18 protein-coding genes are annotated in these 19431 nt (G+C 41.6%); 4 read left to right on the forward strand and 14 right to left on the reverse strand.

Annotated features, from left to right (window positions below; all coding sequences use genetic code 11):
• Window positions 1-9: 9 nt before the first annotated feature.
• The 9 genes from J0K78_RS14015 to J0K78_RS14055 form a co-directional block, all read right to left on the reverse strand.
• On the reverse strand, window positions 10-432 hold the full coding sequence (locus tag J0K78_RS14015) for a YtxH domain-containing protein (protein ID WP_206947618.1): 423 nt from the start codon (window positions 430-432) through the stop codon (window positions 10-12).
• Between the two features lie 14 nt (window positions 433-446).
• Complete coding sequence (locus tag J0K78_RS14020) at window positions 447-866, reverse strand: DUF948 domain-containing protein (RefSeq protein WP_089650496.1); 420 nt, start codon at window positions 864-866, stop codon at window positions 447-449.
• Window positions 867-1303: 437 nt separating this feature from the next.
• Window positions 1304-2599, reverse strand: coding sequence for a UDP-N-acetylmuramate--L-alanine ligase (murC, locus tag J0K78_RS14025; protein WP_160916307.1), 1296 nt, complete (start codon window positions 2597-2599; stop codon window positions 1304-1306).
• A gap of 198 nt (window positions 2600-2797) precedes the next feature.
• Complete coding sequence (locus J0K78_RS14030) at window positions 2798-3913, reverse strand: nicotinate phosphoribosyltransferase (protein ID WP_160916309.1); 1116 nt, start codon at window positions 3911-3913, stop codon at window positions 2798-2800.
• A gap of 106 nt (window positions 3914-4019) precedes the next feature.
• A complete protein-coding gene (locus J0K78_RS14035; protein WP_242517887.1) occupies window positions 4020-7070 on the reverse strand; it encodes a DNA translocase FtsK in 3051 nt (1016 codons plus the stop codon).
• Between the two features lie 153 nt (window positions 7071-7223).
• Window positions 7224-7829, reverse strand: a complete 606-nt coding sequence (gene ytpR / locus J0K78_RS14040) for a YtpR family tRNA-binding protein (RefSeq protein WP_206947619.1) — start codon at window positions 7827-7829, stop codon at window positions 7224-7226.
• A 3-nt stretch (window positions 7830-7832) separates the two neighbouring features.
• Window positions 7833-8651 carry a DUF1444 domain-containing protein gene (locus J0K78_RS14045; protein WP_206947620.1) on the reverse strand — a complete coding sequence of 273 codons (819 nt, stop codon included), beginning with the start codon at window positions 8649-8651 and terminating at the stop codon, window positions 7833-7835.
• Between the two features lie 699 nt (window positions 8652-9350).
• Window positions 9351-9668, reverse strand: coding sequence for a thioredoxin family protein (locus J0K78_RS14050; RefSeq protein ID WP_160916315.1), 318 nt, complete (start codon window positions 9666-9668; stop codon window positions 9351-9353).
• Window positions 9669-9702: 34 nt separating this feature from the next.
• On the reverse strand, window positions 9703-10731 hold the full coding sequence (locus tag J0K78_RS14055) for a PTS sugar transporter subunit IIC (protein ID WP_206947621.1): 1029 nt from the start codon (window positions 10729-10731) through the stop codon (window positions 9703-9705).
• Between the two features lie 191 nt (window positions 10732-10922).
• On the opposite strand from J0K78_RS14055, the gene J0K78_RS14060 reads away from it, so the two are divergent.
• Both J0K78_RS14060 and J0K78_RS14065 read left to right on the forward strand, forming a co-directional pair.
• Window positions 10923-13061 (forward strand): methyl-accepting chemotaxis protein, encoded by a 2139-nt coding sequence (locus J0K78_RS14060; protein ID WP_206947622.1) that lies wholly within the window; start codon window positions 10923-10925, stop codon window positions 13059-13061.
• A 92-nt stretch (window positions 13062-13153) separates the two neighbouring features.
• Window positions 13154-13594, forward strand: a complete 441-nt coding sequence (locus J0K78_RS14065; RefSeq protein WP_206947623.1) for a YtoQ family protein — start codon at window positions 13154-13156, stop codon at window positions 13592-13594.
• A gap of 446 nt (window positions 13595-14040) precedes the next feature.
• Here the strand turns inward: J0K78_RS14065 and J0K78_RS14070 are convergent, their stop codons facing one another.
• Both J0K78_RS14070 and J0K78_RS14075 read right to left on the reverse strand, forming a co-directional pair.
• Entirely contained in the window at window positions 14041-14541 is a 501-nt protein-coding gene (locus J0K78_RS14070) for a DUF84 family protein (protein ID WP_160916351.1), read from the reverse strand.
• 147 nt (window positions 14542-14688) lie between these two features.
• Window positions 14689-15756, reverse strand: a complete 1068-nt coding sequence (locus tag J0K78_RS14075) for a M42 family metallopeptidase (RefSeq protein ID WP_206947624.1) — start codon at window positions 15754-15756, stop codon at window positions 14689-14691.
• A 151-nt stretch (window positions 15757-15907) separates the two neighbouring features.
• Here J0K78_RS14075 and J0K78_RS14080 point away from each other — a divergent pair, with 151 nt between their 5' ends.
• Window positions 15908-16225, forward strand: a complete 318-nt coding sequence (locus J0K78_RS14080) for a PepSY domain-containing protein (RefSeq protein ID WP_075034533.1) — start codon at window positions 15908-15910, stop codon at window positions 16223-16225.
• A 36-nt stretch (window positions 16226-16261) separates the two neighbouring features.
• On the opposite strand, the gene J0K78_RS14085 is transcribed toward J0K78_RS14080, so the two are convergent.
• Together J0K78_RS14085 and trmB are read right to left on the reverse strand one after the other, a co-directional pair.
• The gene (locus J0K78_RS14085; RefSeq protein WP_206947625.1) at window positions 16262-17116 is read right to left on the reverse strand and encodes a YtnP family quorum-quenching lactonase; all 855 of its coding nucleotides are present in this window, start codon (window positions 17114-17116) and stop codon (window positions 16262-16264) included.
• 69 nt (window positions 17117-17185) lie between these two features.
• A complete protein-coding gene (gene trmB, locus J0K78_RS14090; protein ID WP_206947626.1) occupies window positions 17186-17830 on the reverse strand; it encodes a tRNA (guanosine(46)-N7)-methyltransferase TrmB in 645 nt (214 codons plus the stop codon).
• 249 nt (window positions 17831-18079) lie between these two features.
• On the opposite strand from trmB, the gene J0K78_RS14095 reads away from it, so the two are divergent.
• A complete protein-coding gene (locus J0K78_RS14095) occupies window positions 18080-18265 on the forward strand; it encodes a hypothetical protein (RefSeq protein ID WP_206947643.1) in 186 nt (61 codons plus the stop codon).
• Window positions 18266-18584: 319 nt separating this feature from the next.
• On the opposite strand, the gene J0K78_RS14100 is transcribed toward J0K78_RS14095, so the two are convergent.
• A complete protein-coding gene (locus tag J0K78_RS14100; protein ID WP_206947627.1) occupies window positions 18585-19391 on the reverse strand; it encodes a phosphotransferase in 807 nt (268 codons plus the stop codon).
• Window positions 19392-19431: the final 40 nt, after the last annotated feature.

The following is a 19431-nucleotide window of genomic DNA, read 5'->3' on the forward strand; positions in this document are numbered from 1 at the left end:
CACTTTTCATTATAAATTAGATGATGTCGTAGAATCTTGTTGCTTTTCAAGCTCTTGTGCAGCTTCTTCAATGGCTTCTGCCACTTCTTGAGCTGCTTTTTCAGCTTCATCTTCTTCACTTGAACGGAAGTTTTTCACTTTATCTTTCACAGCTCCACTGAACTGCTGAGATTTCTCTGACACGTTTTTAGAGAGTTGAGAGGAAGACTCTACGGCTTTGTCTTTCCATTCGCCACTTTTCTCATAAGCGACATCTTTCCACTCTCCAGCACGCTCTTTCCATTCACTAGAGCTACTATTGATATTATCACGAAGTTCACGACCGGATTTTGGTGCGAACAATAGGGCTACGGCAGCTCCTACAAGTCCACCAATTAAAGAACCTAGTACGAAATCTCTTCCATTACCATTTTGTTGATTTTGTTGACTCATAAACGAATTCCTCCTTAAGATTTAGTCTCTTCTTTCTTTGCTTTCTTCCACAAATTGATGGCCACTTGCCCCCATTTCATGGCTTGGGCTGCTGTATCCGTGTTTTCATGAGCTGACTGGGTTAATCCTTTGGATACAGATCGAATAGACTGATTGAACTCTTGAACTGTGTCACCAATTCCCTTGACCCCGTCTACTAAAGTATTCAACTTTTGTGACTTTTCTCCGACATCTTCAGCCAATTTATTGGTTTTATTCAAGAGCTCGGTTGTCTCTAAGGTGATTCCTTCCATTTGCTTTTCCACACCTTCAAGTGTGTCAGCAACGTTGTTCATCGTACGGCGCACAGCCGTCAGAGTCCTCGCCAAAAAGATGACAAGAACAGCAAAAGCCACTGCTGCAATTAGTGCAGCAATGTACAGAATAATAATCATTCCCCCTGCACACTCCTTCTTATGTAATCCACACAGTTTAGTTTATACCCTAATCAGGCATTTCTAAACGTTAGTGGCTACTATAAATGGACTTATTCGCTATTCTATCCGTAAATTCCTTCACTAATTGGATATTTTGTTCGAAAAAGTTCCTTTTTGCTATTATCCTGCGATAAAAGTTTGATCCTACTTAGAGGTAGAGAAACCATCCTTTTGAGTATAGGGTTCGTTTCACCTCTATTCCAAATGGGGGTGGTTGGAAAGCATCGAGACTTGCCTGGCTGGATTGGCTGTTATATACCCTGGACAGCGAAGCGGCTTGACCAGATAAAAAATAGCGGGAAGAAACCCTGCTTCCGGCAAATCAAATCCTCCGCAACTTGAAATAGCGCTGAAAAACAAAAAGCATGCGGCTTTACTTAAAGCCGCATGCTAATTTAGTCGTTCTGCTTCTCATAAGCCTCTTGGAACTTTTGAATATCGCCTGCTCCCATGAACAATAACACACCATTTTCATGCGCTGAAAGTTGATCGACTTCTTCCAATTGTAAAACGCGGGAGTCAGGAATCAATTCCTGCAAATGATTGATAGTCAATTTGCCCTCATTTTCTCTGGCAGAGCCGAAGATATCGCAAAGATAAACTTCATCCGCTTCGTTCAGACTTTCTGCAAATTCATTAAGGAACGTTTTGGTTCTCGTGAACGTATGAGGCTGAAAAATCGCGACTACGGGGCGATCTTTATATTTCTTTCGAGCCGTTTCAATCGTGGCGTTAATTTCGATTGGGTGGTGGGCATAATCGTCTACTAAAATCTGGTCATGCCACTGTTTTTCTGTAAACCGTCGTTTAACACCCTTGAATGTAGCAAGTTTTTTTATTTCTTCTGACTGCATATTTTCATAGTGACATAATGCTATGACACTCAACGCATTCAATACGGTGTGGTTGCCATACTGTGGAATGGTAAAGGTATCATAATAGTTGTTTCTGACGAAAACATCGAATGAAGTTCCTTCTGATGTTTCGGTTATGTTCTGAGCTTGGAAATCATTTGTATCTGCCAGTCCATAATAGAGGACCGGTACATTGGCTTGAATATGTTGGAGATGCTCATCATCTCCGCAAGCAATGATTCCTTTTTTCACTTGTTTCGCCATTTCCTGAAAAGCCTGGAATACATCATCCACACTACTGAAATAGTCAGGATGATCGAAATCAATATTCGTCATGATCGCGTAATCCGGTTTATAGGAAAGGAAATGACGTCGATATTCACACGCCTCAAAAGCAAAGTATTGACTGTTTTCGTGCCCCTTACCTGTACCATCTCCAATAAGATAAGAAGTCGGGTAATTTTCAGATAGGACATGTGCCAATAATCCTGTTGTTGAGGTCTTACCATGAGCGCCAGTTACTGCAATACTTGTATAGTTTTGCAGCCACTCTCCTAAAAATTCATGATAACGATAAAACGGCAGTCCCAGCTCTTTTGCTTCTTGAATTTCCTCGTGATCATCACTGAAGGCATTCCCAGCAATAATCGTCAATCCTTCTTGAATGTTTTCCTTTGAAAAAGGAAGAATTTCTATATTCTTAGATTCTAAAACTTCTTGAGTAAAAAAACGTTTTTCAACATCTGATCCTTGAACCTTCTCACCAGAATCATGAAGAATCTGGGCAAGCGAACTCATTCCTGTTCCTTTGATACCAATGAAATGGTAAGTTGTCATAAACAAGAACCTCCAAAATAAAGTGGGTCACTTTAAGTATAGTATATGTAATCTTCATGGATATGCGATTTAAAGTTGCACGCTTAGATAACCACGCATCTGCATTACCCAATCATATCACGGAATGGACGACAGAAAAAGTAAATATGACCCAATCAAAAGGCACAAACAAACGCTGTCCGTGCCTTTCTCAAGCGATCATTCTTCTGCTCCAGTATATTCAACATATTCCAAGCGTGGATTATGCTTGTACCTTCTACCTTCCTTGGCTTCTGGTTCACCATCGATCAATACATTATCACCTGTAAAACCGATTCCGATTTTCAATAAACTACCTCCGACACCATACATATCAACAGGTACTTTCTTTTCTTCAAACGCCCGGATCCGCTCCTTGGTGAATCCACCGCTGACTACAATTTTCACATGCTTGTAGCCTTCCTGATCCAAAGCACGTCTGAGAGCAAAAATCAATTCAGGATTGACTCCTCTTGGATCAAAAGTACCCATAAGGTGCTGATTTCTTAGGAAGTATTTGTCTACGAGGTTACGGGAAGTATCTAAGCGTACACCCTTCAATTCATCACCAAATTCTCGGGCTACCTTTAATGAATCAGTAATGACATCATTGTTGTAATCCACCAGGGCCATCAGCTGATCGTTTGGAAATTGTTGATGATAGGCTTTCGTTGCCGCTACAACATCCCCTTTGAACATCTGGATCAGGGCATGAGGCATGGTTCCCATTCCCTCTTTCCCCCACCATTCATTCATCGCGTGTGTCGCTTGTGCCGTGGAACCGCCGATAAAAGCAGAATAACCATCGCCTGATTGCTGCGTGAAGTGATCATCCCGGTCACCCATAAAAATAATGGGCTTCTGCTTGCCCGATGATCGAGCTGCTTTGACGACATTATATACATTGGTGGCGACAGAAGTTCTCCTCGCTAATATCCCATCAATGATTCCCTCTAAAAATCCAAAATACTGATAAGGTCCAGTCACCGTGAGCACTGTCTCATAAGGACTGATTTTATCCCCGTCTTTCAATGAATGGATCTCAAGCTTCTCTGGGTGCTCGGCAAACGTATGGATCAATGCAATGACTTCGTCGGTTCCACACAATACGGCATGGTCCTTTTGAAAAAATTGCATCGTTACTTTATTATCAGGTAAATGATTTTCTACAATATCTCTTGTCTTTAAAAAGTAGACAGCAGAAAACCAGCCTTCCGCTACACGTTCATCAAACTTAAACGTTTTATTCGTTAATCGGCTGATTTCGCCATTCAACTTCAGTGCTATTTCCTTCATGGCTTAACTCCTTAAACATAGAGGTCATGATCACTCTCGTTTTCATTCATTGTTAATCATATAAAATTGAGAAGTTTTGCACAAGGTTTTTGCCGAAATGATGGATTTACTCCATCATTTCCTCGATTTGCTGCCTCGTTAATAAAATGTCTCTTGGTTTGCTTCCTTTTTGTTCAGAAATGATTCCATAAGCTTCCATCTGGTCAATCAATCTGGCTGCACGGTTATAACCTACTTTGAATCGGCGCTGAATGAGTGATGCACTCGCACCATTCTGCTCGACCACAAAGTCTACAGCTTCATCAAAGATCTCATCCGTTTCTTCTTCTGTTGAAACCTGCTTCATCAATTCTTCTTGGTGAAAAAGATATTGAGGTGGAGCGATTTTCTTAACATGGTGAGTCACTCTTTCAATCTCATCATCAGAGACGAAAGCTCCCTGGATACGAACAGGCTGGCCTGAACCATTCTCAACAAACAGCATATCCCCTCTGCCAAGGAGTTTTTCAGCCCCTCCTGAATCAATGATGGTTCTGGAATCTACTTGTGATGACACACTAAAAGCGATTCTAGTCGGTATATTCGCTTTGATTAATCCGGTGATAACATCCACAGACGGACGTTGAGTTGCCAGGAGCAAGTGAATTCCACATGCTCTTGCTTTTTGTGCAATCCGGCAAATGGCATCTTCGACATCTTGCGGGGAAACCATCATTAAGTCAGCGAGTTCATCAATGACAATGACTAAATAAGGGAGTTTTTCTGCTTCTCTCTGTTGCTTCTTCATTTTTTCATTATAACGTTCAACGTCCCTTACGCCTTCTTCTACGAATTTCTCATACCGTTCTTCCATTTCTTTCACAGCCCACTTCAATGCTGTTGTAGCAGCTTTGACGTCTGTAATGACCGGGGACACAAGGTGTGGAAGGTCATTATATGGTGCAAGTTCAACCATTTTTGGATCGATAAGCAAAAACTTCACATCTTCATGGTGTGCTTTGTATAAAAGGCTGATCAAGATAGTGTTGATACATACACTTTTCCCAGAGCCTGTCGCCCCCGCAATTAACCCGTGAGGCATTTTCTTCAGATTTGTAACAATAGAATCTCCACCGATATCCAGACCTAGACCAACAGTCAGTGGTGAATCGTCCTTTTGGAAAGCATCGGATTCAAAGATCTCCTGCAATCCGACCATCATGGACTGTTTATTAGGAATTTCGATACCCACGGCTTGTTTTCCTGGGATCGGCGCCTCAATTCTAATGTCTCTCGCAGCCATACTAAGCTTAATATCATCCGACAGGTTTGTGATCTTGCTAACTTTGACCCCTGGTTCCGGCTGCACTTCAAATCTAGTTACTGTCGGCCCCTTCATTGCATTAACAACCTTAGCACGCACATGGAAATGTCGAAGGGTCGTTTCAAGAAGTTCCATCTGTTCTGTTATCCAACTATCATCGAGAGACGTTGGTCGAACGGGGTCTTCAAGCAAGTGTAAAGGCGTATGATACTCCACTCTTTCTCTTTTTTCTTCTTCGACACCCTTAGCTGAAGATTCATCTGCTCTAGACTCAGGCTTCTCAGGCCGTATGTTTTGTTTTTTCTCATGATCGCGATTTCTTTTATCACGTGGCGTCATAAGGACGTTGAAAGGCACACGGCGTTTTTGTCCATCTTTATCTTTGGAACGCTCATACGAATGTGAAGACGCTTTACTTTTCGTTTCATCCTGAGGTAGAGGTTGTTCTTCCTTATTAGGTTTTTCCACTTCTGCTTCTTGATACATTTCCGCTTTTCCTTCGGAGTGTCGAGTCGAGCTCCAGGAATCGTCTCCGTCCTCTTCGGGCTGCTCTTGAATCATTTCGGATGCCTTTTGTTCTGATTTTTCTTCGGTGAACCTTTCTTTTTCGGTATGGAAGAAGGAAGGTTCCTCTTGAGGGAGAGCATCCGCGTCCTCATTGTTCAATTGGTCGCTTTCTAAACCTATTCTTCGATCATCATCCACCTGAGTCATGTCAGAGTCTGAATCATCCCGTTCTACGTCTTCCTTTTGTCCCATAGTCAAGCCGGTCTCTACCTGCTTTTCCATCATGGAAAATGTAGAGTCTTCTTTGTTTTCATTAAATTCAGGGAGTTCCCTCTGTGATTCCTCATATTCGGTCTCAGCACGCGTTGTTATCTCCTTCGATTCTTGCTCACCATCTGAAACTTCCGCCCCCGTATGCTCTTCTTCTTTATACTCGGTCACTTCTGACGTTTCTAATGAATCTTCTTCTCCTCTTCGAATGGCCTCTTGAAGAGACTCTGAAAGATTCTCCTGGTCACTCTTTTCGCCTTCGATTTCTTGGTGTTCTTTACCCTTTTCTGTTTCTAAGACTAAATCGTCTGTGACCGTTTCCCCATTACTCCTGTCTTCCATAGATAGGGTTTCATCGGAATGGTCTTCTTCTGCTTCCACCAATTCATCATCAGCGAATGTGAGCCCCTCGTATTCTTTGGATTGATTCGGTCTCCAATCTTTTTCGTACTCACTTCTGCTTTCGTCCTTTATGACCTTAGGTAAGCTGGTTTCTTTAGTGGCCGCTTCTTCCCGACCAAGGATATTCGGCAGCTCGGAAGCAGTTTTTGGTCTAGAGTTTTCTTCATCGACACGTGCCCTCATCCGTTTCCGTAATTCCTGCCATTGTTTTTCATCATTGGAGTCAGTAAAAAATTCCGGCTGTGATTGTTGTTCCTCTACGGCATATTCCAACCTTTCCAAGCCTTTTGTAAGTTGTCGTGCCTGGTAGCCGTAAATGGGAGATGGAACATCGGTAGGCGTGAAAGGAATCGACGATGTTTCCGGTAACTCCTCCAGCCCTTTTTCTTCTTTTCTAGGTCTTTTCTTCCTTTGTGGCATCCTCTCCACAGGTTCTTGTTGTTCAACGTTTTTTTTGCGTCGAGGACGTTGATAACTTTCATTTTCATTTTGAGCTTTGCCTGGCGCATCAGGAATGACAGGAAAACGAAATTCCCCTTGTTTAGGATAACGATAAGTCATTTTTGTTTTAGCGTTTACATCATTTCTTTCCTCTATATTATGTAGCGTCTCCTGGTCATTTTTTTCTTCTGTATCCAGCAATTTTTTCATCTTATTTCTTAAGTCTTTCCACATTACGTTCACTCTCTTTTCAATTTTAAAATCACTTATAGGATTATTCCTATTTTAACAGGTTTGAGGCATTGGTTGGTTTACAATACCTTTAAAAATGACTTTTGAATCAAAAAAAGCAAAGCAGCTGGGCTACTTTGCTTATCTGTATCCTGATTAAACTTCAAAAGGCTGCCCAATAACAGCATCTTCGTCAAGCACTAAAATTCCTTTTTCTTGTGGTGCATCTGGTAAGTTCAACTCTTTTGCGGAACAAATCATGCCAGATGAAGGAACGCCTCTCAACTCTGCATCTTTGATTTTCATTCCACCAGGCATAACCGCTCCTACTTTAGCAACAACGACTTTTTGCCCCTGATCGATGTTCGGAGCACCACAGACAATCTGCAACGTTTCATCTCCGACATCCACCTGACAAACACTTAATTTGTCAGCATTCTCATGTCCTGATTTTTCCTTCACATATCCAACGACGAACTTCGGACTTAAATCAAAGTCAAGCACATCGTCGAGCTGATTTTTCGTGAAGAGGTCTTTGATTGGGGCTAGCATTTCTTCGGTCAAACGCATTTTCCCCTGACTTTCGATATTAAAATACTTGGAGGCATTGAAAATGTTGTAGCCGAGCAAAGAACCGTCTTTACTATTAGTTATTTTCACTACATCTCCGTAAGCATCCTGTTTAAATGTGTCACGGTCTCCATCTTTAATTGGAATAATTAGGACATCTCCGATTCCTTGCTTGTTGTAAAATACATCCATGTTCTACTCTTCCTTTCGATCCTTATTCGGTTTCTTCTGAGCAAGAATGAAAATCGGTTCCAGCTGCTTATCCTCATATAAAAACGACAAGGAAGTAACAGGTACCGTTCCTTCTGCAAAGAATTTCATAGCCATCTGAGCTAATATATCATATCCTTCTGAATTTTGGACATCTGCAAAGATAATGACATCCTGATGAGGAATGCTGATGGCTAACTCTCCTTTACACTCTGCTTTGAGCTTTTCAAGAAGAGCCTCATTCAGGATGCGACTTGCATCATAACCATCCCTTATTGAATGGAAATAGAAGTCATTTCCGTACACGGTATCTTTTTTCATCTCAACAGGAAGAGAACGCACATTAAATCCAGCCACTTCTTTGATTCTGTCTAAAGACCAACCCTCGTCTTCCAGCATTTTCTCATCAATTAATTGATAAGATTTGCCTAAGTCCAAAGCATAATAAATCCGTGTTTCTGCTGTATGGTCAACATAAACCAACTTTTTCCCCTGCTCGGTTTCCGTCGGAAAAGAAGCGGCTCGTATAACAGGAAAAATATGCTGTTCTTTACCTGTCAGCTTATGATCTTCATTCATAACTCGAAGAGCTTCTTTCACATGGTCTTCCAGCTCATTAATGGCTTCTTCCCCGCGTGATTCATACTTCGAAATCACATTCGGCAATGTGATCGTAATCCCTTTCCCTGAGTGGCTCCACTCGACACGGAAGGTATCTTTATCTCTATTGAATGTCGTTTTCCATTGATCATTCGCTAGGCGTTCTTCAAGTTTTTTCTTCATCTTAATGCTTGTCATTTTCATCTTTTTTCCTCCTTTGTTATGGGAAGAAAGAATTTGTTTACTATTTTCGTTTCTTCTAACTACATCGTTTTCTATTATACACATTTCCCCCTCCATAATAAAAGCACAACGCTATTCAACTAACTGGCAGGATTGTGGAAGACTTGATTTCGGGACTTTTGTGGGAGTTTAGGGGCTCCAGGAAAAGGTTCGCTTTCCGTGGGCGAGTGATGAGCCTCCTCGAGCTAACGCTCTGCGGGGTCTCATCTACCACGCACTTCCCACAGGAGTCTCACCGTTTCCCTCCGCCCCTTTCCTATACGAGGTTCTCGAAATCCCTCTACCAGTAACCTGCTGTGCTCTGTTATAAAGCCCTATTCACGTACGCCGTTATAGAGTCGTGTTACCCAAGGATTCTGCACGAATAAGGCGTGAGAACAGGGTCTGAGAAACATGAAAAGCGGATGGGGACACGAACGTGTATGTTTTTCTACGGACTGTTTCAAAGCATTGTAAATCATCGTATCCATGACCAGGTATTGTCATTACTTATTCCTACTAGACAAGGCTTCTTTTAACGACGCGCGGAAAGCGAGTCATCCCCCGCAGCCCCATCCACCCAACAAAAGTCTCGAAACTGAGTCTCCAAGAAAAGGAGCTTTAGTGATGAAATGAAATTGAATTAAAAAACAGGCCGTGCTTTGGCACGGCCTGTTCTTTTTACTGGTCAAGTTTGTTAATGAATTCTTCGATCTGTTCTTTAGTTTTTCGGTCCTTACTGACAAAGCGGCCAACTTCTTCTCCGTCTTTGAAAGCGAGGAAACTCGGAATACCAAACACATCGTTTTCTGCACAGATGTGGATGAATTGATCACGATCCACATATACGAATTTCCAAGTTTTATACTTCTCCTCCAACTCTGGAAGGAATGGTTCAATCACTCTGCAATCTGGACACCAGTCGGCAGAGAATAAGAAAATGACAGATTCATTATTTTGTAGTTCTTTCATTTGTTGATCTGATTCTAGTGTAATCATTTCTGGTCACCTCCAACGTTATTCTAGCACATGATTAATCGTATTGAATAATCATATCGCCTGGCTTGATCCATCCTTTCCTGCGGAACCATAGCGCCACAAGATAACTGATCAGGGCTGGGCCTATAAAATGAAAACTGATGATGATCCAGAAGATTTCCCATGAAAACCCCATAGACTCAAAAGTCATAATTTGGCCTACGAAGCCGCTCGTTCCCATTCCGGAACCTGCGGCATTGTTTTCTACGCTTAACCAGACGGTTGCAATAGGGGCCAAGACAGCACCGGCTATCGTTGGAGGAAGAATAATCAGAGGTTTTTTCACCACATTCGCAACTTGTAGCATGGATGTCCCAATCCCCTGAGCTAGAGCCCCGCCAAATCCGTTATCTCTGTAACTAATGGTAGCAAAACCGATCATCTGCGCGGCACATCCTACGGTGGCTGCTCCTGCTGCAACACCATCTAAAGAGAGCATTAAAGCTATAGCCAGACTGGATATAGGTGCTGTTAAGGCAATCCCCATTAGTACAGCTACAAGTGCCCCCATAACCAATGGCTGTTGCTGCGTTGCCCAGTTAATGATGCTCCCTATCCCTGCCATAAAACGTCCAATCGGGGCGCCTATCGCTGCTGCTACACAATAACCTACAATAATCGTGACAAAAGGAGTCAGGATGATATCAATCTTAGTTTCTTTACTGACGATTTTCCCGAACTCAGTCGCTAATAAGGCTGCGATATAACTTCCGGCAGGGCCGCCCAGTTCTGCCCCGGCGGCCCCACTGAATAAGGCTGCAAAAATTACAAGCGGTGGTGCTTTAAGCCCATAAGCAATCGCAGCTCCAATGGCTCCCCCCCATATTTTAGAGTCCATTGCAAAAGTACCCATCTCAATGAACGATTCTGATAGAACGATTATATCTGTCTGTTCGCCAATTGTTTTAATAATTAATCCAATAATTAATGAAGAAAACAGACCCAATGCCATGTAGCTTAATGCGGTAACAAAATAAGCCTGAAAGGACAATTGGACTCCTTTTCTTTTTAAGAATGTAAGCATTTCTCAACCTCCTGAAGTGAACAAAACTATCATACACCCATTTCAAACAGGTGTAAATACACTTCCTACGTATCAATATAAGTAAAAAGACCCCTTATGCTACTCATCACCCCTATTGTTTTACTAGATAAAAAGATCTATAATTAATCAGTATATAAAGAAATTTGTGAAATTTTAAAAGGAGGGGTCGAATGAAGTCGATTAGAGGCCGAATGCGTTTTCTGTTGATCGTAGCAGTTATTGGTATTGTTACCATCTTTGTTTTTTCTACATATTTCTTTCAGGAACAAAAAGAGATGGCACAGCGAACGAAGGAGGTTCAACAGTCACTCGCGGACAGCCAGAAAATCAATTATCTCATGTCTAAAACCTTAATTGAGCAACAAAAGTTTTTCCGTAATCCAAGTGCTGAGCAAGGGGAGGAGACAGCAGCCGCTATCCAATCCGTAAAAGAAACAGCGACTAACTTTTCCAACGAGTATAAAAATTATCCCAGGATCAAAAGTCAATTCACGGAAATTACTAAGAAAGCTGTTCAATATCAAGAAGAATTAGGTCCTTTAGTTAATATGTATAAACTAGTCGGATTTACTGAGAATGATGGACTACATAAACACATTCAAACATCCTATGAAAATTTCAACGATGTTATTGAGTCTGTGAACAGTGAACCATTGAAGAATTCCTTGCTTGCGATGAAAGTAAGCGAACGAAATTACATTAATGAACCGAACTCCGAGCAATTATCTGCATTTAAAACCAGTTCTCAAAATTTTAAAGATACAATTAAGACAATGGATCTGGATGCTGACCAGTCTTCCACTTTAAGCCGGAACCTATTAAAATATGAACAGACCATCAACTCCATGGATAATACATTCACACAAGCCAGCGCCATCCGCACCTCCTTTGAAGGGATTGCGGCAGATGTCTCCATTCAAGTGGATGCTGTTATGTCAACCGCAAGTGAATTAAACGCATCCATGATTAACGATCAGAAACAGCGACAACAATGGTTAACAACATTACTTGCAATAATCGGCGGACTTATTTTAATCGTGATCTTAACTACGGGTTTCTTCTTAATTCGGTCCATTAAAAAATCCATAAACAGCCTCAAGGAAAGTGCCACGTTTATTGGTGAAGGCGACTTGTCTCATCGTGTAGATTTGACTTCCAAAGATGAGATGGCTGAGCTGGGTTTACAATTTAACCAAATGGCCGAGAGAATGGAACAATCTGTACGGAAAGTCCTTCAAGCTACGGGTATCCTTAATACATCATCTGAGAATCTCGCTTCCATTTCAGATCAAACGACAAATCAAGCAGAAGAAGTAAATGAAGCAATTAGTCAAGTAGCAGCTGGATCGCAGGATCAAGCTCAAAAAATTGATGAAACTCACCAATTCATCCAGCAAGTCTCAGAAGCTATCAACGATACAAAGAAAGCTTCTGGAACGATTCAATCCAAACTGATGGAAGCGGAAACGGAAGGACATGCCGGTTTAAAAACTGTCGCTGATTTAGAAAAGACTTCCAGAGACTTTATCAACCTTGCTTCCCATATGACTGAAGAAGTGCAGAACGCTTCAAAAAAATCTGAAGAAGTAAATAAAGTGGTCACAACGATTGAAGGAATTGCAGACAGTACAAACCTCTTAGCCTTAAATGCCGCTATCGAATCAGCGAGGGCTGGTGAATCAGGAAAAGGATTTGCCGTCGTTGCCGATGAAGTTAGAAAATTAGCAGAACGGTCGAAACAGGAAGCAGGAAGCATTCAAAACATGGTCACAACCATGTCCACCCAAATGACCACTCTTTCTGATGAAGCAGAGAAATTTAAACACTTTCAGTCTTCACAAGATAAAGCTGTTACTCAAACCAAAGATGCTTTCGAACGGATCGCCTCTTATGTACAATCGATGAATGAACAAATACGGGAAGTAAATGAAGCGGTTGAAGGTGTTGATCGTGTAAATGAGGAAGTGAAAGAAAGGTTGCAGAGCATTAGTGTAATATCAGAAGAAGCTGTAGCTACAGCAGAAGAGGTAGCGGCCTCCAGTGAAAATCAATTACTATCAATTGAGAAAGTTCACCATTCAGCTACTGACCTTCAGGGACTTTCCCAGGAACTATCCGCTGAAATCAGCCAGTTCAACATCAATGAAAATCCAATAGCAATTGAAGAAAGCTCAAGTGATCATTTGGAAGGATTAGACAATGATGAAACTTTCGAAGAAGCCGAATTTCAATTGGAAACCAGCGGCATCGAAGAACAACCGAATAAGAAGGTAGAGCCTGCTCATGAAGAGGAAAGGCTCTCATCATAACTAAAAAGAAGTCCAGCAAAAGCTCGTTTGCTGGACTTCTTTTTTTACATCTTCCATACTAAAGAAAAGGGAATTTTAAGGAGGATGAACCAATGGAATTAACCATTTATCTAGCAGGTCAAATTCATGATGATTGGCGAAACGAAATAAGAAAAAAAGCAGAAAAGGAAAAGTTACCTATCCACTTTGTAAGTCCACAAGAAAATCATGCACTTTCAGATGATATCGGGGAGAAGATTTTAGGTGAACAGCCAAATAAGGTGTATCGTGATGAGGCTGCCTCCAGTGTAAATAATTTCAGAACACGTGTTTTACTCCAAAAATCCGATGCTGTCATTGCTTATTTCGGAGAGTCCTACAAACAGTGGAATACAGCGATGGATGCAGGTGCAGCCCTACAGGCTGGAAAACCTTTGATTATAGTAAGACCTGAATCTCTTGTTCATCCACTCAAAGAATTATCCAACCAAGCTGATGTCACCGTCGAGACATTGGACCAGGCCCTTGATGTCCTTACCTACTTATACGAATAAACCATAAACAAGTTATTAAAATATATGGCAGAATTGATTCAGTTTCAAGATCTTTATTGAGTGGATGTGGGCTGCGGAGAATAGCTCGCTTTCCGCGGGAGCGTGGTGAGCCTCCTCGGACTGCGTTCTGTGGGGTCTCACCGAGCACTTTTTTCCCACTGGAGTCTCGCCATTCCCCTCCGCCCACTTACCAAGGAAGGTTCTCGAAACCACTACTTAAAAAATCAGCTTGTATGGTTAAGAGAAGTGAATGATATAATCTCTACCTCATTGACGTTTAGCATATGACGCGAGTGTCTGGACGATGGAGCAAGACGAACTTTTTCCCGGAGCCCCTAGAATCACACGAACATCTCGAAACTGAGTCTTCAAGAAAAGGGAGCTTATATGCAATAAACTCTTGGACATAAGGAAAAGGATGCATCTAAATTAGATGCATCCTTTTCTTATTGATCATAGGTCCACTGCCCTTTTAGCAACTTCACTACATGGGTGAACATTTCTTCCCTGTGAATAGCGCCATTCGTAAAAACTCCGATGGCCCCTTCATTTTTTCTTACATCATGTTTATCCGTAAATTCATCCATGACTTCCCCTAGCTCTTTCCCCTTTTCCAACCCTGCTTTTATTTCATCGGGAAGGAGAATGCGAGCACCACTCGCAGTATAGACATTTTCTTTACTGTCTACTAATGCTCCCCAATTACACAAGTAAAGGTCATCTTCTATCTCCATGACTCCACCCTCAAGTCCAATTCCTATATGGGCTTTGTTTTGAGATGCACATTCCCTCGCGCGGTTGATTGCCCCTTCTAATGTCTCTTCATCAGAAAAGGGTTGGGCTGCAACTTTCGATTCTACTTCCATTCCAATGACTTCCATATTCGGGAAAACACTTTTTACGGATTCAATTTTCGTAGGGTTTTGGGATCCCACATAAATTTTCAGCATTGCGAGCACCTTTCTCCTTCTCTAGCCGTTTATTGCCATTATCTCTCTTGGATGAGGACTTCATACAAGATCAATGGGACCTGTTCACCAATTTTAGCATAAAGTCACGCCCTCTGAAATCGGCTGGGGGGACTTCCATTTCCTTTACACATTTCTTCTGATTTGGTCTACGGTGTTCTGATCTGTTGTTTTTACAAGTTTGATTAAAAGTTCTTTGGCTGCCGCATAGTCATCCACATGAATAATGGATGAAGAGGTATGGATATAACGGGAACATACACCAACTACTGCGGATGGAACCCCATCGTTTGCCATATGAACTCTCCCTGCATCCGTTCCTCCTTGAGAAACAAAATACTGATAAGGAATATCATGGGTTTCAGCAGTATCTAGGATGAATTCACGAATCCCTCTGTGTGTAACCATCGAACGATCTAGAATTCTCAGGAGAGCTCCTTTACCTAACTGACCAAACTCTTTTTTATCCCCGCTCATATCATTGGCAGGTGATGCATCTAACGCATAAAAAATGTCTGGCTCGATCATGTTAGCAGCAACCTGTGCCCCCCGCAATCCAACTTCTTCTTGAACCGTAGCACCTGAGTACAGCTTGTTTGGAACCTTTTCTCCTTGCAGCTCTTTTAAAAGCTCGATGGAAAGACCGCAACCATAACGGTTATCCCAAGCTTTAGCGAGAACTTTCTTTTCATTAGCCATTGGAGTAAAAGGACAAATCGGTACGATCGGCTGCCCTGGTTTTATCCCGATTTTCTTAGCATCGTCTTTGTCATCTGCACCGATGTCAATAAGCATATTTTTAATTTCCATCGGCTTTTTCCGTTGTTCTGGTGTCAAGTTATGTGGAGGAATCGATCCAATCACTCCTACTACAGGACCTTTTTCTGTCATGACCTGTACACGCTGTGCAAGCATAACCTGATTCCACCACCCGCCAAGGGTTTGGAAGCGGAGCATACCATTATCCGTAATCTGTGTAACCATGAACCCTACTTCATCCATATGACCTGCCACCATGACAGTAGGGCCTTTACCATTCTTCAACCCGAAAACGCCGCCCAGACGGTCTTGGACAATCTCATCCGAGTACTTTTCAAGTTCCTGTCTCATAAACTCTCGGACAAGATGTTCATTCCCAGGTGCGCCCGGGAGTTCTGTCAATGTTTTAAAAAGACTTTTCGTTTCTTGATTCATATGTACATCTCCTTTTTTTCCTTCTTTCCATAGTTTAACGGAATTTTGAAAACGTTTCTACAAATCAGCCATGTTTATAAGTTTTGATTTCCTTTTATCGGGAATATTTAGTATACTGAGGGTTAGAAATAAGTTGTGAGGTGATTGGTTAATGAACTGGAAAAAAGTCGCACTAGCAGCTGGTGTAGGAGCATTGGCAGGCTACGTAGTAAAAGAGCAATTAAGTAATGGTCAGGGTGTTACTCCTGAAAAAGCACTAAAAATTGCTAAAGAAGCTTTTAAAAAGCAAGGACCGATCAGTGGGTCTTGGATTTACATGAAGCCCGAAGAATTGAACAAAAACGGAATTAATTACGATGTGTACCGTGGCGGGATTTCTAAAAACCAGGACGGTGAAACATCTCAATTTGAATTTTACATCGATACGGAAACAGGAACAATCGTTGACGTTGCGGAAACGACAGCTTAAATCATACAAAAATACCCTCGGAGACGAGGGTATTTTTTATTGATAGTGATGTTCCTTTTCCTTAACCTTGTCCAGGATCTGTCCATCTTCATCAAACTTCAATGCTCTATAAATAGCATCATGGTAAAAAACATACCATGCCCGGCGTTGATAACCATACTCCATCCACTGTTGTTTCTCATGCACAGAAGTTACAGGGTAATCATCGTACGCAAGGGCCCAGAGCGGATTTTGGTGAGCATGCGTTGGCATAAGATCTGCCATGTGAATGAATACATCATCGCCATCTTCAAAAGTGATGATCGAATGTCCGTGACTATGACCACTTGTATGAATCATTTTTAAACCAGGCAGCACATCCAACGAATCTTTAAACGTATGTACCCTTCCTTGGACCGCTTCCCAATTCGTCTGCCAATACGTATTCTTTGATCTCATGTTCGGCTGGCGCATTTCATTCCATTCTACTTCGCTCGTATAAATGGTCGCGTTAGGAAAAGTAGGAACAAGCTGATCCTCCTCCCATCTCGTCATTCCACAAGCATGATCAAAATGCATATGAGTCATAAGCAATGCGTCAATCTCCTCCGCTTTGATATTCAAGCTATCTAAAGACCGCAGGACTGATGACTCTTCCCAAACCCCAAAATTCCGTTTTTGCTTATCCGTCATCTTTTCATTGCCTATTCCTGAATCGATCAGCATCTTCTTCCCATCAACCTCTAACAAAATCGGATCTGTTCGCAATTCAATTTGATTGTTTTCATTGACGGGATATTTTTTACTCCATAATGGTTTCGGCACTACTCCGAACATAGCTCCTCCATCCATGTGAGTCACCCCACCATTCAACCATGTCAATGAAGCACGTCCCACCTTAAGATTTTCCACCGGCAATCTCCTCCCCTTAACAAAGATAGCTCTAGTTTATCATAATAACTAGAGCTAATGAAAACGTTATCATTTAGGGAAGCGTGCTGTACAACGATAAATGGGTTGTCCTTTTGCAGAGAACTTTTCCTCATATTCTGTCTCCACATTTAAAGGGTCTTCGTCTGCATGAAGGTCAACAGATACATCTTCCAGAATCATACCGAAATTTGAAAAGCTTACAAGAGAATACTCAAAGAGACCTTTGTTATCAGTCTTCAATGTAACCTGTCCTTCTTCTTTCAGCACGGCTTTATACTGTTCTAAGAACGTATGGAACGTTAACCTGCGTTTTTCATGTTTATTTTTAGGCCATGGATCAGAAAAGTTTAAGTAAATATGATCCACTTCGTTATCTTCAAACAAATCCCTTAGGTCTTTAGCATTTTCGTTGACCATACGGACATTGGTTGTATCAGCTGCCAGGACTTTCTTGACCGCCCCGACAATCACACTTTTCACGAATTCCAAGCCTACAAAGTTAATATCCTGATGCTGTTTTCCCATACCGGCAATAAATTGGCCTTTACCTGAACCTATTTCTAAATGTAAGGGCTGTTCCTGGTTATCGAAAAGCTCCTTCCATTTCCCTTTCATTTCAAACGGTTGTTGGACGACAACTTCATCATTTTCACTTAAAAAGTCATCTGCCCACGGTTTATTTCTTAAACGCATGTAATGGATTCCTCCTTCTTATCGATAAAATGGTACCACGAAGCTGATAAAAATAAAAATTTTTCTCGTTTTCCTTGGTATAGGAGGAAAAACAGACCTAACTCGTTTATATAAGACAATGAATGAGCTAATGATGCATCAATAAGATTATCGACGATAATTTTAGAAATATGCATGGTTTGAGGGGTTGGGTTGTAAGCGCTTACTGATATACCATTAGTATCGTGCCTTATTAAATAAACAGGAGTGATGATCGAAATTATGAAAATGATCTCTAAAACGATTGAACTGACTGTATTGGCTGTTTTCTCTGTCCTATTCGCAGGTTACGCACTATTTATATATCCTTTTGAAAAATTATCAGAAATGATGAGCGCTGAGGTTAAGGAAAAGAAACTTAAATATACTCCGGCTACAGAAAAAACCGCTGCCTAAGCAGCGTTTTTTTTATTTACAACCACCTCCACCCCTTCACTATCGCTCCCTTTGGTTGAAGACTCAGTTTCGAGAATTTTGTTGAGTGGAGTGGGAGCCGCGGGTGCCCGGTATGCTCCTCGGATTGCATCCTGTGGGTTCTCACCCTGCGCTTTTCCCCGCAGGAAAACGAGTAGCTTCCCAGCTACACCTGACGCCCAATAACGTAACGCCCACCGAAAATATATCGAAACTAAATCTTCGACAATCCTGCCATTTAATTCAATACATGAGGAATATAAAAAAGTTCCATCTGAAATAACATTCAGATGGAACTTTTTTATATGATTTCATGCTTTTTCATTATTTTTTTCAACTTCTCTGTACGAATGGAAGCTTCATCATATTCGCCCCTCATTTGATGCCACTGTATGAAAGCCAGCGCCTGAGATACAGAGTACCACTTCATTCGTTCGAACATATGGGAATCAGGGTAGATCCCATATTCTTTTAACCATACGTTCCAGTGATCTTCAGGGATATAATTGTACAAAAGCATGCCAAGATCAAGAGCTGGATCAGCTACCATTGCGTTATCCCAGTCAATAAGGTACAGCTGGTCTTTGGAAGACAACAACCAATTATTATGGTTTGTATCGCAATGACAAACGACATGTACATCATGATGGACATGGTGAGCATGCTTTTCAAGAAACTTGATGGCATGATGAATTTCAATCCTGGGATCTACTTGATCCAGGATTTTTTGGTTCCCTTTTATATCTTTCAGTACTTCATCCGGTGTTAAAGGATGTTTCCCGAGCCTCATAAGCATATCAAGAAGTTCTGTGGAATGGTGGATTTTGCTGAGAAGGTTCGCCACACGTCTATGTTTCATTTCCTCAGGCTTCAGTTCGCGCCCTTCAAGCCACTCCTGCGCTGTAATTACATCTCCGTTCTCAAGCCGTTTGGTCCAAACAAGCTTTGGCACAATACCTTCAGCAGATAAAACGGCTAAAAAAGGAGAAGAATTACGTTTTAAGAATAAACGTTTTCCTTCAGTCTGAGCGTAGTAGGCTTCTCCTGTCGAACCGCCTGCTGGTGTTATCGTCCAGTTACTACCAAGAATATGTTCCAACCAATTCACCTTCAATTCCTCAAATCCTCTTGTGATTGAATCACGTCTT

This window comes from Halobacillus sp. GSS1 (assembly GCF_017307035.1).
Lineage (GTDB): Bacteria > Bacillota > Bacilli > Bacillales > Halobacillaceae > Halobacillus > Halobacillus litoralis.

What these genes read in the sequence shown, in the direction of transcription:
- J0K78_RS14015 (WP_206947618.1), bottom strand. Translation starts at nt 432, where the DNA reads ATGAGTCAACAAAATCAACAAAATGGTAATGGAAGAGATTTCGTACTA.
- J0K78_RS14020 (WP_089650496.1), bottom strand. Translation starts at nt 866, where the DNA reads ATGATTATTATTCTGTACATTGCTGCACTAATTGCAGCAGTGGCTTTT.
- murC (WP_160916307.1), bottom strand. Translation starts at nt 2,599, where the DNA reads ATGACAACTTACCATTTCATTGGTATCAAAGGAACAGGAATGAGTTCG.
- J0K78_RS14030 (WP_160916309.1), bottom strand. Translation starts at nt 3,913, where the DNA reads ATGAAGGAAATAGCACTGAAGTTGAATGGCGAAATCAGCCGATTAACG.
- J0K78_RS14035 (WP_242517887.1), bottom strand. Translation starts at nt 7,070, where the DNA reads ATGTGGAAAGACTTAAGAAATAAGATGAAAAAATTGCTGGATACAGAA.
- ytpR (WP_206947619.1), bottom strand. Translation starts at nt 7,829, where the DNA reads ATGGATGTATTTTACAACAAGCAAGGAATCGGAGATGTCCTAATTATT.
- J0K78_RS14045 (WP_206947620.1), bottom strand. Translation starts at nt 8,651, where the DNA reads ATGAAAATGACAAGCATTAAGATGAAGAAAAAACTTGAAGAACGCCTA.
- J0K78_RS14050 (WP_160916315.1), bottom strand. Translation starts at nt 9,668, where the DNA reads ATGATTACACTAGAATCAGATCAACAAATGAAAGAACTACAAAATAAT.
- J0K78_RS14055 (WP_206947621.1), bottom strand. Translation starts at nt 10,731, where the DNA reads ATGCTTACATTCTTAAAAAGAAAAGGAGTCCAATTGTCCTTTCAGGCT.
- J0K78_RS14060 (WP_206947622.1), top strand. Translation starts at nt 10,923, where the DNA reads ATGAAGTCGATTAGAGGCCGAATGCGTTTTCTGTTGATCGTAGCAGTT.
- J0K78_RS14065 (WP_206947623.1), top strand. Translation starts at nt 13,154, where the DNA reads ATGGAATTAACCATTTATCTAGCAGGTCAAATTCATGATGATTGGCGA.
- J0K78_RS14075 (WP_206947624.1), bottom strand. Translation starts at nt 15,756, where the DNA reads ATGAATCAAGAAACGAAAAGTCTTTTTAAAACATTGACAGAACTCCCG.
- J0K78_RS14080 (WP_075034533.1), top strand. Translation starts at nt 15,908, where the DNA reads ATGAACTGGAAAAAAGTCGCACTAGCAGCTGGTGTAGGAGCATTGGCA.
- trmB (WP_206947626.1), bottom strand. Translation starts at nt 17,830, where the DNA reads ATGCGTTTAAGAAATAAACCGTGGGCAGATGACTTTTTAAGTGAAAAT.
- J0K78_RS14095 (WP_206947643.1), top strand. Translation starts at nt 18,080, where the DNA reads ATGATCGAAATTATGAAAATGATCTCTAAAACGATTGAACTGACTGTA.